This is a genomic window from Burkholderia perseverans (assembly GCF_022870505.1).
Taxonomy (GTDB): domain Bacteria; phylum Pseudomonadota; class Gammaproteobacteria; order Burkholderiales; family Burkholderiaceae; genus Burkholderia; species Burkholderia plantarii.
In genome coordinates this window covers 2,921,790-2,935,546 of sequence record NZ_CP045093.1, presented here as the reverse complement: position 1 = coordinate 2,935,546, position 13,757 = coordinate 2,921,790, and the positions used below count along the sequence as shown (strand labels likewise).

General features: G+C 71.2%; 15 protein-coding genes and 1 pseudogene. 12 read left to right on the top strand and 4 right to left on the bottom strand.

Annotation, left to right across the window (positions count from 1 at the left end; genetic code table 11):
• Positions 1 to 4: 4 nt before the first annotated feature.
• Together BpN12_RS12190 and BpN12_RS12185 are read right to left on the bottom strand one after the other, a co-directional pair.
• A complete protein-coding gene (locus BpN12_RS12190) occupies positions 5 to 592 on the bottom strand; it encodes a TetR/AcrR family transcriptional regulator (RefSeq protein ID WP_246792841.1) in 588 nt (195 codons plus the stop codon).
• A 92-nt stretch (positions 593 to 684) separates the two neighbouring features.
• Positions 685 to 1,398 carry a substrate binding domain-containing protein gene (locus BpN12_RS12185; RefSeq protein ID WP_280529135.1) on the bottom strand — a complete coding sequence of 238 codons (714 nt, stop codon included), beginning with the start codon at positions 1,396 to 1,398 and terminating at the stop codon, positions 685 to 687.
• 220 nt (positions 1,399 to 1,618) lie between these two features.
• On the opposite strand from BpN12_RS12185, the gene BpN12_RS12180 reads away from it, so the two are divergent.
• The 9 genes from BpN12_RS12180 (at position 1,619) to BpN12_RS12140 (ending at position 8,166) form a co-directional block, all read left to right on the top strand.
• Positions 1,619 to 1,933 (top strand): hypothetical protein, encoded by a 315-nt coding sequence (locus BpN12_RS12180; protein ID WP_246792840.1) that lies wholly within the window; start codon positions 1,619 to 1,621, stop codon positions 1,931 to 1,933.
• Between the two features lie 73 nt (positions 1,934 to 2,006).
• Positions 2,007 to 2,354 carry a hypothetical protein gene (locus tag BpN12_RS12175; RefSeq protein WP_042628821.1) on the top strand — a complete coding sequence of 116 codons (348 nt, stop codon included), beginning with the start codon at positions 2,007 to 2,009 and terminating at the stop codon, positions 2,352 to 2,354.
• Between the two features lie 19 nt (positions 2,355 to 2,373).
• Positions 2,374 to 2,922, top strand: a complete 549-nt coding sequence (locus BpN12_RS12170) for a hypothetical protein (RefSeq protein ID WP_246792839.1) — start codon at positions 2,374 to 2,376, stop codon at positions 2,920 to 2,922.
• Between the two features lie 115 nt (positions 2,923 to 3,037).
• Complete coding sequence (locus BpN12_RS12165) at positions 3,038 to 3,364, top strand: hypothetical protein (RefSeq protein ID WP_226993714.1); 327 nt, start codon at positions 3,038 to 3,040, stop codon at positions 3,362 to 3,364.
• On the top strand, positions 3,361 to 3,558 hold the full coding sequence (locus BpN12_RS12160) for a hypothetical protein (protein WP_246792838.1): 198 nt from the start codon (positions 3,361 to 3,363) through the stop codon (positions 3,556 to 3,558). The genes BpN12_RS12165 and BpN12_RS12160 overlap by 4 nt, the downstream gene beginning before the upstream one ends.
• 86 nt (positions 3,559 to 3,644) lie before the next feature.
• Positions 3,645 to 5,147 (top strand): ATPase domain-containing protein, encoded by a 1,503-nt coding sequence (locus BpN12_RS12155; protein ID WP_246792837.1) that lies wholly within the window; start codon positions 3,645 to 3,647, stop codon positions 5,145 to 5,147.
• A gap of 6 nt (positions 5,148 to 5,153) precedes the next feature.
• Positions 5,154 to 5,516 carry a response regulator gene (locus tag BpN12_RS12150; protein WP_246792836.1) on the top strand — a complete coding sequence of 121 codons (363 nt, stop codon included), beginning with the start codon at positions 5,154 to 5,156 and terminating at the stop codon, positions 5,514 to 5,516.
• A 236-nt stretch (positions 5,517 to 5,752) separates the two neighbouring features.
• Positions 5,753 to 6,505 (top strand): biliverdin-producing heme oxygenase, encoded by a 753-nt coding sequence (locus BpN12_RS12145; protein WP_246792835.1) that lies wholly within the window; start codon positions 5,753 to 5,755, stop codon positions 6,503 to 6,505.
• 14 nt (positions 6,506 to 6,519) lie between these two features.
• The gene (locus tag BpN12_RS12140; protein WP_246792834.1) at positions 6,520 to 8,166 is read left to right on the top strand and encodes a sensor histidine kinase; all 1,647 of its coding nucleotides are present in this window, start codon (positions 6,520 to 6,522) and stop codon (positions 8,164 to 8,166) included.
• Between the two features lie 154 nt (positions 8,167 to 8,320).
• On the opposite strand, the gene BpN12_RS12135 is transcribed toward BpN12_RS12140, so the two are convergent.
• A complete protein-coding gene (locus BpN12_RS12135; protein WP_042628815.1) occupies positions 8,321 to 8,758 on the bottom strand; it encodes a response regulator in 438 nt (145 codons plus the stop codon).
• A gap of 101 nt (positions 8,759 to 8,859) precedes the next feature.
• Positions 8,860 to 11,238: an ATP-binding protein gene (locus BpN12_RS12130; RefSeq protein ID WP_246792833.1), complete on the bottom strand. Its 2,379-nt coding sequence runs from the start codon at positions 11,236 to 11,238 to the stop codon at positions 8,860 to 8,862.
• A gap of 328 nt (positions 11,239 to 11,566) precedes the next feature.
• On the opposite strand from BpN12_RS12130, the gene BpN12_RS12125 reads away from it, so the two are divergent.
• The 3 genes and pseudogenes from BpN12_RS12125 to BpN12_RS12115 form a co-directional block, all read left to right on the top strand.
• Positions 11,567 to 11,743, top strand: a complete 177-nt coding sequence (locus BpN12_RS12125) for a hypothetical protein (RefSeq protein ID WP_246792832.1) — start codon at positions 11,567 to 11,569, stop codon at positions 11,741 to 11,743.
• Between the two features lie 2 nt (positions 11,744 to 11,745).
• On the top strand, positions 11,746 to 12,726 hold the full coding sequence (locus tag BpN12_RS12120) for a condensation domain-containing protein (protein ID WP_246792831.1): 981 nt from the start codon (positions 11,746 to 11,748) through the stop codon (positions 12,724 to 12,726).
• A 320-nt stretch (positions 12,727 to 13,046) separates the two neighbouring features.
• A pseudogene (locus BpN12_RS12115) lies at positions 13,047 to 13,385 on the top strand (transposase); the annotation flags it as partial.
• Positions 13,386 to 13,757 lie beyond the last annotated feature (372 nt).

Below are 13,757 nucleotides of genomic sequence, written 5' to 3'. Positions count from 1 at the left end.
GCGATCAGGCCGGCGCGTAGCGCGCCAGCAGTTCGCGTTTGGTGGCCGCCAGCACGGCGCGGCCTTCGTCGTTGTCGCCGAGCGTGCGTGCCAGCTGCAGTGCGCCGAGCAGGGCGCCGGTGATGGCCCAGGCCGCGTCGGCCGGCAAGTCGGGCGGCAGCGCGCGTCGCACGTGGCGCTGCAGGCGCCGCGCGACTTCGCGCGAGGCGGCCACCACCGGCTCCGACTGGATCGGCATCTCCGAGGACAGCGCCGCCATGGCGCAGCCGCACTCGCGGTCGGCGATCACGCCTTCGTAGAGATAGGTTTCCAGCATCGCGCGAAACGGGCTCACGCCGGCCGCCACCAGCCGGTGCGCCTGCGCTTCCATGGCGGCGATGCTGCTGGCGGCGGCTTGTTCGACGGCCGCGCAGAGCAGCGCGTCGCGCGAGGCGAAGTGCGCGTAGAAGCCGCCGTGCGTGAGGCCGGCCTCCTTCATCACGTCGGCGATGCCCACGCCGTGGAAGCCGGCGCGGCGCACGGCCCGGCCGCCGACCTCGAGGATGCGGGCGCGGGAGGCGGCCTTGCGGTCGCCGGAAGCGGGTTGGTTCATGCGAGGAATGCGATGACGTTCAAAATATGATGAACATCATATTCGTGAGTGGAGGGCGAGGCAAGCGAAATTCCCTGGCCGGCCCGGCGTGCTCAGCGCGCGGCCCACGGCGGCACGGCCAGCTGCGCGGCGATCCAGTCTGAAAACGCGCGCGTCTTGGACGGCGTGCCGCCCGCCGCCGGCGTGACCACGTGGACCGAGCCGCGATCGAGCAGCGGCCAGTCGGGCAGGATCTCGACCAGCCGGCCCGCGGCCAGATCGCGGCCGGCATACCAGTCCGACGTGTACAGGATGCCCATCCCGCCGACGGCCGCCTCGACCAGCAGCTCCGCGTCGTCGGACGCGAGCGGGCCGGACATGGTGACGCCGGGCGGCGCGCCGCCGGGCTGGGCGAACTGCCATCGGTAGGGATCGTGGCGGCCCGTGAAGCAGAGGCACGGATGCTCGGCCAGATCCTGCGGCGCGCGGATGGCGGGCCGGCCGGCGAGGAACGCCGGGGCGGCGCAGATCAGGCGGCGGCGCTGCGCGACCTTGCGCGCGACGAGACGCGAATCGGGCAGCTCGCCCATGCGGATGGCGAGATCGAAGCGCTCGCCGATCAGGTCGACGAAGCGGTTGCTGGTATCGGCCTCGAGGGTGATGCGCGGATGCCGGCGCAGGAACGCGACGATCAGCGGGTTCAGCCACAGGCGGCCGAAATTGCCCGGCAGCGTGATGCGCAGGTGGCCGCGCTCCCGCCGTCTTCTCGTCGGTCTCCCGGCACACGCCCCCGTGTGCCTCGCGGCCTCTGCGCGACCCCCGGCCAGCCCCGCCGCGGAAGCCGTCGCGCCACCCCGAAACGTGCCCTTCGCGAGCGCGTTTCAGCCACCCCTTCCACGCTGGCCCGAATCTTGCCCATAGGTAGCGCCGATCTCGCCGGGAAGCTTGCCGGGCGGGGCCGACAGGCCGCTGCACCCACACGGCGGCGCGCCGATTTACCAAAACACGTCACGTCGAATTGTAATTTTTATAAGAAGGATGAATCCAATGAACGAGGTTCAATTCGTCAGGCTGATTGCCGCCACGTTGTTCCTGATGGTCTGCTGGTCGGTGGGAGGCGCGGTGCGGATTGCCGCGCGCAGCCCGATCGAGGGCGCGGTGCGACGCGCGCAGACCGTGGTCCGGCTGATGCGCTCGGTGGTCTATGCCGCGCTGCTCTACGTGCTGTCCGCGTGGTGCGCCTACGAGGCATGGCTCGCGCCCGAGTTCGTCTCGTACACGCTCGCCACGCTGCTGGTGACGGGCGCGATGACCGGCTGCTACATCGGCTGGGTGTACCTGACCGTGCGGCCACCGGTATGAACGCGCGCCGCCACGCCGTGATTTCGCGCCGGAGCGGGACGCCGGCGCGCCATCCCACCCGCCGGACCTGCCGATGATCGCCACCCAGACCGCACAAGACGTTTTCACGGCGCTCACGCGCGCCGGCTTCGAGATCAGCCTGCCGCTCTCGCTCGCCCCGGTGCGCGAGGATCGCGATTACCGCGCGCTGGTGGCGGCCGGCATCATCGGCCTGAACCTGCCCGTCCACGCCTGGGCCGACACCGAGATGTGGGCCGTGGTGGCCGCCTACGTGAACGTCCACGGCCTGGTGCGGATCAGCGAGATCCAGGCCGCGAAGCTGCGCCTGACGCCGTTCGAAGCCTCGGCGGCCAATTCGATCATCGCGCTGGCCGCGCAGATCGCGTCGCTGGCGGCCGTGCCCGGCCGCCGTGCCGCCTGACGCGACGACGGAGCGCGTGATGAAACGACGCCAACTGAACAAGGCCCAGCTGCTGCCGCTCGCGCCCGACCACCAGCGGCGCGTGCAGCTGCGGCACCACCTCGCGCTGGCGGCGCTGCGCGACGCGCGGGCCACGCCGGAGCAGATGGCGCTGCTGCTCAGCACGGTGCAGATCGCCTACCTGCTGCGCGCGCCGGTCGCGCGCGACCTGTTGCACGACGACGGGCCGGGCGAAGGCGTGGCCGGCGGCGACGGCCTGGACCTCTACCGCCGCGCCGAGCAGGCGCTCGAGCGCTGCTACGCGCGCCTGGGCGGCGGGGCGCCGATCGCGCTGCGCGACGACGAGCGCAGCGACCTCGAACGGCTCGTGACCGCCTACGACGCGCGGCTCGCCGGCCTGCCGTCGCACCGCTACGCCGACGCGCAGGTCGAGCTGCACCACTACGTGTTCACGGGCCGCTCGCCGATCCCGCCCGCCGCCGCGCGGCGGGCTGCCGAACCCGCCGCGCCGGTCGCGCGGCGGCAGGCCGAACCCGCCGCGCCGCTGGCCGCGGCGGCTCACCCATGACCCCCGGTTTCTGCAACCGCATTGCAAAAAACGCCCGGCCTGGCCCGTGTGTCCGGCCGGCGCGTGTCTCATCCTTCGAGGTATCCGCATGAGTTTCAGCATGAACGAAAAGCCCATGTCCTGTCCGCGTCCGGACGCGCCGCGCCGCGTCGACGGGATCGTGTTCCACCTGGCGCTCAACGACAGCTGGATCGAGACGATCGGCATGCCGTTCGAATGCCGCGGCCGCGTCTGGGCGGTCCACCGCTCGCCGCTCGTGGCGCCCGACAGCCATCCGCGCTATACCGTCTCCGACGTCGAGACCGGGCGCAGCTTCCGCCGCCTGCTGGAGCCTACCGTCGAGGCCGCGCGCGCCGCGGCGATCGGCGTGATCACCACCATGCCGCCGCCCGTCTGGGCCAAGATGGTCCGCTCGCGCGATCACGCCCAGGTGGCGGCATGAGCACGGCCGGCTTCGACTATCGCGCCGACGCGCGCGGCGGCGAGGTCTCGCTGCCGCTGCGCGCCTCGATGCGCCTGCCGGCCTCGGCGCGCCGCCACGGGCGCCTCGGCGGCGACGATGCGGCGGGGCGGGCGCGCCGCTTGCTCATCGATGTCGAGAGACGAAAATCTCGCAGCGGCGGACGCACACGTTAGAATCGCGAATCCGTATCCGCCCCCGCTTTCGGGGCACGCCGCGCCCGGTCCGCCGGGATCGGCCCTCGACATCTGAACGACTGAACATGACCCAGGACGACTCCGCGCCCCATGCCCCGGCGCTCCCCGACATCGAGCCATTGGAAAACGTGGAGACGGGCGTGCCGGGCTTCGACGAGATCCTCGGTGGCGGCTTCGTGCGTGGCGGCCTTTATCTGATCGAGGGGATGGCCGGCGCGGGCAAGACCATCCTGTCGAGCCAGATCGGCTTCCATCGCGTGCGCCAGGGCGACCGCGTGCTCTACATGACGCTGATCGCCGAGTCCCATGACAAGCTGCTCGGCCATCTGCGCGCGCTCGATTTCTTCGATCCGGCCGCCGTCGCGCAGAAGATGATGTTCGTGTCGGGTTATCACGAACTGATGCAGGACGGCCTCGACGGCTTCCTGAAGCTGATCGCGGCGAGCCTCGCGAACTACCGGCCCGGCCTGCTGATCGTGGACGGCTTTCGCAGCGCGCGCGAGTTCAGCGAGACCGAGCTGTCGCTGTCGAAGTTCATCCATGAACTGAACGCGCTGGTGGCCGCGATGGGCTGCACCACGCTGCTGCTCGCGCCGCTGTCGGGCAACGAGCCGCATCCCGAGCACACGCTGGTGGACGGCCTGATCGAGCTGAACCGCTATACCGACGGCGGCATGCGCCGCGCGCGCGAGATCGAGGTCCACAAGATGCGCGCGCGCAACCACCTGCTGGGCCGTCACTTCTTCCGGATCACCTCCGGCGGCCATGCGATGTACCCGCGCCTGGAGGCGCGTTTCGCGAACCTCGAGGACGAGCGCGACCTGCGCCAGCGCCTCGACACCGGCCTGCCGCATCTCGACCATCTGCTCGGCGGCGGCTTCGTGCGCGGCTCGACCACCACGGTGCTGGGGCCGTCCGGGGTCGGCAAGACGCTGCTCGCGCTGCAGTTCCTGCAGGCCGGCGTCGCGCGCGGCGAGAAGGTGGTCTATCTCGGCTTCTACGAATCGCCGCAGCGGCTGATCGGCAAGGCCGAGACGGTCGGCATCCGGCTGCGCGACGCGTTCGCCGACGGGCGCCTGTCGATGCAGTGGCAGCCGGCCGTCGAGCTCGAGGTGGACGAGCTGGCCGCCAACACGCTCGCGCTGATCCGCCGGCTCGGCGCGTCGCGGCTCGTGATCGACGGCATGGAAGGCTTTCGCGATTCCGCGCTGCGTCCGGCACGCTTCGGCCTGTTCCTGAACGCGTTCAATCACGCGCTGCGCGACGCCGGCATCACCACGCTGCTGACCGAGGAGCTGCCGCTCTACGCGGACCCGTCGCACGGCAAGGGGCTGCGGCTGTCGGCGCTGACCGAGAACCTGGTGCTGCTGCGCTACGCGGAGACCGACGGTCGCCTGCGGCGCATGCTGTCGGTGGTCAAGCAGCGCGAGAGCGCGCACGACACCTCGCTGCGCGAGCTGATCATCACGCCGGAAGGACTCGACGTCACGCCGAACGCGATCGGCGCGGCGGGCCTGCTTTCGACACAGGGGCTGACCGTGATGCACCGCCCGATGACGGGTGGCTAGCCGTACATGAAAACCATCCTGATCGTGGACGACGAGTTCGACATGCTGACCGTGTGGCGCCTGCTGCTGGAGCAGTGCGGCTACGCGGTGTTCACGGCGTCCAACGGCGCGCTTGCGCTCGACCGGATCAAGGAGGGCAAGCCGGACCTGATCGTCACCGACTTCATGATGCCGGTAATGTCGGGCGGCGAGCTCTGCGCGGTGCTTGCGCGCGAGCCGGACTGGCGCGCGATCCCGATCATCCTCTGCAGCGCGGCGGTCGATATCCCGCCGCAGCCCAATCCGTCGATCCTCTACGCGCGCAAGCCGCTGTCATTCGACGCGCTGCTCGGGATGGTGCGGCGCCAGCTCGGCGAGGCGGCCGGCTGAACCGAATCGGGAGACAAGCCAAAAGCCGCGCCGGGCGTGCAGTCCCACGATGAGCTCCGGGCTGATTGGGGTTCGATCGAGGCCGGCGTTGCAGGCCGTGAAAAAGCGTGCGCCGATTCCGCCGGCATGCGATAGTCACAATATTGCCTGCGGCGGAGTGTCTCTAATCCACCGTTCTGGCCCTCTCTGCTGCCCCGGTTTCGCGCGGCGGAGCCCAACCGAGGAACGCCAATCCGATGCCGGACGAGATCCGACAGGGCGGTGCCGTCGCGGCATCGCCGTCCACCGCCGCCGAGACCGTCGCGGCAGCGTCCGCCGTGGGCGCCACGGCTGTTTCCAGCGTCGCGGCTTCGGCGGCGATCCCGGCCGTGCTCGCCGCACTGCGCGCCGCGACCGGCGAGCAGCATGAACGGCTGCACCAGCTGATGCCGTTGTCGGCCGACACGGCCGGCCTGCACGATTACCTCGCCCATCTGCGGATCCTGCGCGCCTGGCTGGCGCCGCTCGAGCCCTGGCTCGACGGCCCCGCGCGACAGGCGCCGGCGCACGACGACGGCGCGCCGGAGGCGAATGCCGCCGCGCTGCCGCCGGTGCGGCGCGTGGCGTTGATCGACGCCGATCTCGCCGCCGCGCCGGCCGCCGCGCTGGCCGCGCTGCCTGCCGGCCCCGCGCCCGCCGAACCGTGGTGGCCGGCCGATGCCGGTGCCGCGTATCGATGGGGCGCGCGCTACGTGATCGAAGGCTCCCAGATGGGCGGCGCGGTGCTCTACAACCAGCTCCACGAACGGCTCGCGCCGCATCCGCTCGGCTTCCTCGCGGCCGGCCGCCACGGGCTGTCGGCGCGCTGGAAGGCGTTCGTGCGCTGCCTCGCGGCCGAGGTCGAGGCGCCCGCCGCGATCGCGGCGGCCTGCCGTGGCGCGACCGACGCGTTCGACCATCTCGTCAGGCTGGCCGGCCTGGCCGACGCCGCGCGCGGCGTGCCTGCCTGATGCGGATTGCCCCGATGCACGAATTCAACGACCCGGACCCGGTCCCGCAACCCGATTTCGGCGCGGCGGCGGCGGCCTTCGACTGCCTGCCCGACGCCTACCTGATCATCAACGCGCGCCACGAGGTGGTGCTCGCGAACCGCCGCTACCTGAAGCTGGTCGGCGTGGCGCCCGAGGCGATCCTCGGGCGCCGCCTGCAGGACATCAACCAGTTCGGCACCGACGCGCAGCGCGAGGCGCGCCGCGAGTGGCTCGAAGGCACGCTGAACCGGCTGCCGCTGCGCGAATCGGTGTGGTCGCCGGTGTTTCGCTACGAGATGCCGGTCGAGCACGAGAGCGGCGAATGGGTGGCGGTGCCGCGCTACTGGCGCATCAAGGCGACGCCGCTCGACGCGTCCGGTTCCCGGCTGGCCGGCGCCGTCGCGATCCTCGTCAGCGAGGTGACCGAGCACGTCGCCGAGTACGAGCGCGACCAGCGCGAGCGCGCCAAGCTGCGCTCGCAGGCGCAGCTGCGCCAGGTGGTGGCCGAGGAGGCGCGCGCGCAGCTGCGCGAGCACCAGGAGCGCCTCGAGATCGCGATGGCGTTCTCGCAGGTGGGCGCCTGGGAGCTCGAACCGCTCACGGGCGGGATCCAATGCACCGACCAGTGCCGGACCAACCTCAGGCTCGGCATCGACGACCTGCTCACGCGCGAGCGCTGGTTCGACGAGATCGTCCATCCCGACGACCGGCCGCGGCTGCGCGAGGCGATGACGCAGGCCCTCGACATGCACGAGCCGTTCGAGGTCGATTTCCGGGTGGGCTGGGAGCACGGCCAGGTGCGCTGGATCCTGGTGCGCGGCGTGGGCCGCTATCAGGCCAACGGCGCGCTGAGCTCGGTACACGGCTTCACGCTCGACATCACCGCGCGCAAGCAGACCGAACTCGAGACGCAGGCCAACGCGGTGGCCGAAAAGCGCGCGCGCGAGCAGAGCGACCGGCTCGCCACCGCGATGGACCACTTCATCACCACCGTCAGCCACGAGCTGCGTTCGCCGCTCAACGCGATCCTGAGCTGGTGCGAACTGATGCGGCGCTCGCCCGAGCCGTCGCTCGTCACGCGCGCGGGCGAGGTGATCAACCGCAACGGGCGCCAGCTCGCGCACATGGTGGACGACCTGCTCGACAGCGGCGCGATCGTGACCGGCAAGCTGTCGGTGATCCCGCGGCCGGTCGATCTCGGCGCGCTGGCCGGGATCGTGGTCGAGGACATGCGGATGATCGCCGAGGCCAAGGGGCTCACGCTGATCGCCGACCGGCTGATGCCGGCGATGGTGATCGCCGACGAGAACCGCATTAAGCAGATCGTCTGGAACCTGCTGTCGAACGCGGTGAAGTTCTCGCCGCAGGGCACCATCGAGGTATCGATCACGCCGCTCGGCGAGCGCGTCGAGCTGACCGTGCGCGATACCGGGCGCGGCATCGATCCGTCGATGCTGGAGCGCGTGTTCGAGCGCTTCCAGCAGTCGGCGGCCGATGGCGAGGGACGCGTGGCCGGTCTCGGCCTCGGCCTCTGGCTCGCGCGCAACCTGATGGAGCGGCAGGGCGGAGAGATCGTCGCCGAGAGCGCCGGGGTGGGACACGGCTCGACGTTCCGGCTGTGGTTGCCGGTGTACCGCTGAGTCTCGCGGGCCGGGACCGGCGCTGTGGTGCCGCAGCGGTGAGGCGGGATGGCGGGGGGGAGCGGTGTCGCCGGTCACGGCGCGCGCCGCTCGGCGGGGTGGGCAAGCTGGCCGGAGGCTTCAGCGGCCGGCCGGGTTCGGCGGCTTCGGCCGCTCAGCGCTGGTACGGCGGCGGTTCGTTCAGGACCGCCCAGAACATGCCGAGATCGTTGATCGCGGCCATGAAATCGTCGAATGCCACGGGCTTCACGACGTAGGCGTTCACGCCGAGGTCGTAGCTGCGCAGCAGGTCCTTTTCCTCGCGCGAGGACGTCAGCATCACCACCGGAATGTGGCGCAGGTGCTCGTCGCCGCGCACGATCTTCAGCACTTCATGGCCATCGAGCTTCGGCAGCTTCTTGTCGAGCAGGATCACCGCCGGGCTTTCGTCGGGGCGCTCGGCCCACTTGCCGTCGCGGCGCAGGAACTGCAGCGCCTCTTCGCCGTCCCGTACCGATACCACCGGATTCGCGAGTCGCGTCTTCTCCAGCGCGATCATCGTCAGTTCGATGTCGTCGGGGTTGTCTTCCACGAGAAGGATCGGTCTTAACACGCTTGCTCCATTGAACTTGATTTGCCGATTCGGGTATGGCGCTTTTACAAGGGCGCCACCCGATATTGCAGGGGCCGCCCGGCCGTCGGTGCCCGGCGGTGTTACTTCTGCTGCTTCGGTACCGAGCGCGTGCGGCGCGTCGGTGCCAGCGCCTCGAGTCGCGCCACCGCGCTGTTCGAGGTTTCCTCGCGTTCCACCGCCGCGCCGGCAAACACGCGCGGCAGCGCGAACGAGATCGTCGCACCGCGATCGGGCTCGCCACAGGCCCAAACCTTGCCCCCGTGCCGCTCGACGATCCGTTTTACCGAAGCAAGTCCTATGCCAGTGCCGTCGAACTCCTCGACGTGATGGAGCCGCTGGAACACGCCGAACAGCTTGTCGACGTAGCGCATGTCGAAGCCCACGCCGTCGTCCTTGACGAAGAACACGTCGTGGCCGGCCAGCTCGCGTTCGCCCGCATAGCGGCCGATCTCGATGTGAGCCACGTCCCGCGCAGCCGAGAATTTTACCGCGTTCTCGATCAGGTTACGCAGCACCAGATGGATCAGCACCGGGTCGGCGGTGACGTGGCCGAGCTCGCCGACGCGCCACTCGATCGCGCGCGGCGCGGCGGTGCCGTCCTGCGTCGCGTCGCGCGTCTCGTCGGCGATCAGCGCGTCGGCCATCGCGCGCATGTCGATCTTCTGCGGGCGCAGTGCCGAACGGCCCATCCGCGAGAACGCGAGCAGATCGTCGACCAGCTTGCCGCCCACGCGCGCCGAATTGACGATGCGATCGACGAAGTGGCGGCCGCGCTCGGACAGGTTCGCCATCTCCATCTCGCGCAGCAGGTCGGCATAGCCGACGATGTGGCGCAGCGGCGCGCGCAGGTCGTGCGAGACCGTATAGGAGAAGCCTTCGAGCTCCTGGTTGGCGCGCCCGAGTTCGAGCGCGAGCTCGGCCAGCTCCTCGGCGCGGCGCAGCACGATGCCGAGCAGCGCCGCGCGGAATTCGAGCGCGATCTCGCGTTCGGCCGGGCGCCACGGCGGCGAGTAGCCGCGCACGATGTCGGTCCAGACGTCGAAGCTCTTGCGCGGCGAGAGCGAATCGGCCATCGGCGCGAGTTTCTCGCGCGGATCGCCGGCCCACTTGATGGTCTTCACCACCTCGGGCCGGAACCAGACGAGATAGTTGCGGAACAGCCGCGAGATCGACACCGCCAGCGCGCCCGCGTAATCGGGGTTGGCCTCGATCACCGGCACGTCGCGCGCGAGGTTGTCGGTCCAGAACACCTCCTCGATCTGCGTGTCGAGCCACTTCACGAGCTGGCCGACCTGCGCCTCCGACGGCGTCGCGCCGGCCAGCACCACGCGCCCCTCGAACACGATCGCCACGCCCGCCGAATGGGTGAGCCGCAGCAGGTCGCGCGGATCCTCGGCGAGCGCGTCGACGAAGCTCTCGGTGTCGGCCATCGACGCCAGCAGCCGCGCATGCAGGTGGCGCAGGTCGAGCCGCAGCTCGGCCTCGGCGTGGTCCTCCTTGGCCTCGATCTGCAGCGACAGCACCTGCGCGATGTGCTCGCAGGCGGTGCGTACCTCGAACGGCGGCACGCGCGCGGTGTCGTGGTGGCACGAGATCAGGCCCCAGAGCTTGCCGCGCACCACGATCGACATCGACATCGAGGCCAGCGTGCCCATGTTCTTCATGTACTGCACATGGACCGGCGAGACGCTGCGCAGCGACGCGTAGGTCAGGTCGGTGGGGCGCTGCGTGGCCGGATGCAGCGGCGGCACCAGCCGCACCGGCCGGTAGCTCGCGTCGGCGATCAGGCGGATGCGGTTGCGCACGTAGAGCGCGCGGGCCTGGGCCGGGATGTCGGAGGCCGGGAAGTGCTGGTCCGCATACGAGGTGTAGCCGGGCTCGATGCATTCGGCGATCACGTGGCCGTTGCCCTGCTCGTCGAAGTTGTAGACCAGCGTGCGGCCGAAGCCGGTGATGCGCTGCACCTCGGTGGCCGCGAGCCGCGCCAGGTCGGCGGTGGTCTCGACGTTCTCGAGCTGGTTGATGAAGGTGCGCACCAGCGGGTACATCGACGAGAACACGTCGATGGTGCCGCGCGCGGGTTCCAGTTCGACGATCGCGAGGCCGTCGTGGCGGTGGACCACGATCGCGAACGGCGAGCGGCGCGCGGTACCGGCGGCGCGCGGATCGTCCATCGAGCCGACGTAGAGCGGCAGGCCGTTCGATTCGTGGCTGCGCAGCGCCTCGATCACGGTGGCGGCCCAGTCGGCGCCGACGAAGCGCGCGAGCGGCAGGCCCGGCAGCGCCTCGGGCGCGCCGCCCACCAGCTCGACCGCGTTCTCGCTGGCCTGCACGACGATGCCGGCATCGTCGATCGACAACAGAAAACCGTGGGGCTGGATGCCGCCCGGGATATGGATGGGTTCGCGCGCGCAATCGGCGCTATTCGTATCGGAAACGGAGGGGAGCGGGGCTGCCATTGGCACTCCTGGCTGGGGTACCGGCATTTTCGCACAGCACCATCGGGCGCGCGGGCCCCGGGGCGCGGCGCTTCGCGGCGACGCGCCCGGCGTCGCTCGCGGTGCCGGACGGGGCGTGGCGGGCGGTCGTGACCCGACGCGCGGCGCGGTTGCATCGGCGCGGGCGCGGCGGGCCGAGCCCGCGGCCGCCGCCGGCCGCTTCGCGCCGGTGCGGACGATATTTGAGATGGACCGGAATTCAAGGACAGACAACGACGCGGCGGGTCGTTTTAATAGGCATAGAGAGAGCCGTAACCGATTCTTCCGATTATTCAGCCAGGAGAGCCTGATGTCGAATCCGTCCGACCACGGCGAGGCCGTGCGTCCGGTGTCGCGCGCCTTCGTGCGCCGCGCCCCGGCGCTGCCGTCGTGCGGGCGGACGGCGGCCTGGCTGGTGGCCTCGCTGGCAGCGTGGTCGGCGGCCGGGCGCTCGCCCGGCATCGCGGCGGCGCGGCGGAGGGCATGACGATGCGTGCCGATGCCGTATCTCCGGTCGACGACCGGATCGTCCATCCCGGCCCGGCGCCGCTCGAACCGGGCGCGCTGATCGCCGCGCTCGGCTACTGGCGCGACACGCTCGCCGGCCTGCCGGCCGCGCTGGCGCTGCCGGTGGACCGGTGCCGCGAGCGGCCCGCCGCGCGCGTGGCCGAATGCATCGACTTCGAGATCGATCCGGTCCGCCATGCCGCGCTGCGGCGCCTCGCCGTCGCGCACGGCGCAACGATGTTCGAGGTCATTCACGCCGCGCTCGCGATCGTGCTCGGCGGCATCGCGGCCCAGCACGATCTGGCGATCGGCACGCCGGTGCGCCAGGGCGGCGCCGCGAACCGCGTGGTGCTGCGCACCGACCTGTCCGGCAATCCGTCGGCCGGCGAACTGCTGAGGCGGGTTCGCACCGCCGACCGCGCCGCGCTGGCGCGCCGGCAGCTGCCGTTCGCGCGGCTCGCCGCGCTCTTCGCGCCCGAGTCCGGCGCGACCCATCCACTGTTCCAGGTGATGTTGGCGGTCGGGCAGGTCGGCGACGACCTGTCGTGGGCCGCGCGCGCCGTCGCCGACGGCGTCGAACTCGCGTTCGCGCTGCGCGACACCTACGGCGCGCTGATCGGCGCAATCGTCTACGCGGAGCAGTGGTACGACCGCGAGACGATCGAGTCGATTCGTGCGCGCCTCTGGCAGGTGCTCGACACGATCGCTTCCGATCCGTCGCGCCGGTTCGGCGACATGCCCCTGTTGACCATTGACGACCGCGAGCGCCTGCGCTCGTGGATGCGGGCGCCCGGTTCGCCGGGCGCGGCCGGACGGCGCGCGGCGCCGGTGGCGAGTGCCTCGCCGCCGGCCGCGGCGCCCGCCTGCGCGGGCCCGGGCAGCGACGCGACCGCCGACGCGGCGGCGCGCGCCTGCCGCCGCGCGGCCGCGAAGGACGCACCGGGCGAGCCGGTCGCGGCTTGAGCGGCCGGTGCGGGCCGCGCGCGTGTCGTGCGCGAGCGTGCGATCGAGCCGGCCTGGCCGCCGTGCCGGGTTGGGACCGCGCGCCGATCGCTGTCGGGATCGGCGCGCGGGGCAGTGCATCGGGCCGGACGGGCCGCCGCACGCGCAGTGCGGCCGGCCGGTCCGGCCCGGTTGTGAGGATTTCGAGCCCGTCGTGCCGGCCGGTCGGCCGGACCCGGCCGCGGGCCATTCCGCTGGATGCCGTCCGCCCGGCGACCGCGTCATGCGACGCGGGCCAGGCCGGCATTCGTGTCATCTGGCATTCCGTTGACGAGGTAATGATGACTGAACCGATACTCGACGATGCGCTGTGGTCGCTGATCCAGCCGTTGCTCCCGCCGCCCAAGCCGCGTCGGACCCGCTATCCCGGTCGCAAGCCGCTTGACGACCGGGCGGTGATGGCAGGCATCCTGGTCGTGCTCGAATCGGGCATTCCCTGGGGGCAGCTGCCGCAGGAAATGGGCTATGGCTCCGGCATGAGCTGCTGGCGCCGGTTGCGCGACTGGCAGCAGGCGGGCGTCTGGGAGCAGATCCACGCGGTGTTGATGGTGGCGCTGCCGTCGGCCGGCAAGATCGACTGGTCGCGCGTGGTGATCGAATCGCCGTCGCCGCGCACGCTCAAGGCCGATCCGGAACGCCTGCCGATCACGCCGCGCATCCTGCACGAGCCGCCGCCGCGCGTGGTGGTGCATGCGCCGATGCTGCCGCAGCCGCAACTGCACGACGTGTCCGAGGTCAGCTGACGCCGGCTGCCTGACGGCGCCGGCAGTCCGCGGCGGCGCCACGACGGTTCGCGACACGTTTTTTACCCGGCCGATCCGGGCTCGCATGCTGTCGCATGCGCGCACTTCGCGCCCGCAACACCCCGCCAGTCAATTGCGATCGCAGTTCGATCAGCCCGCCGCGCCGCCGGATTCCTTCCGCCAGGACGCGCGCCAGGACCGAAAACTCGCTATAGTTCCCGCACCAACAGGACGCCCGCCGTGCGCGCC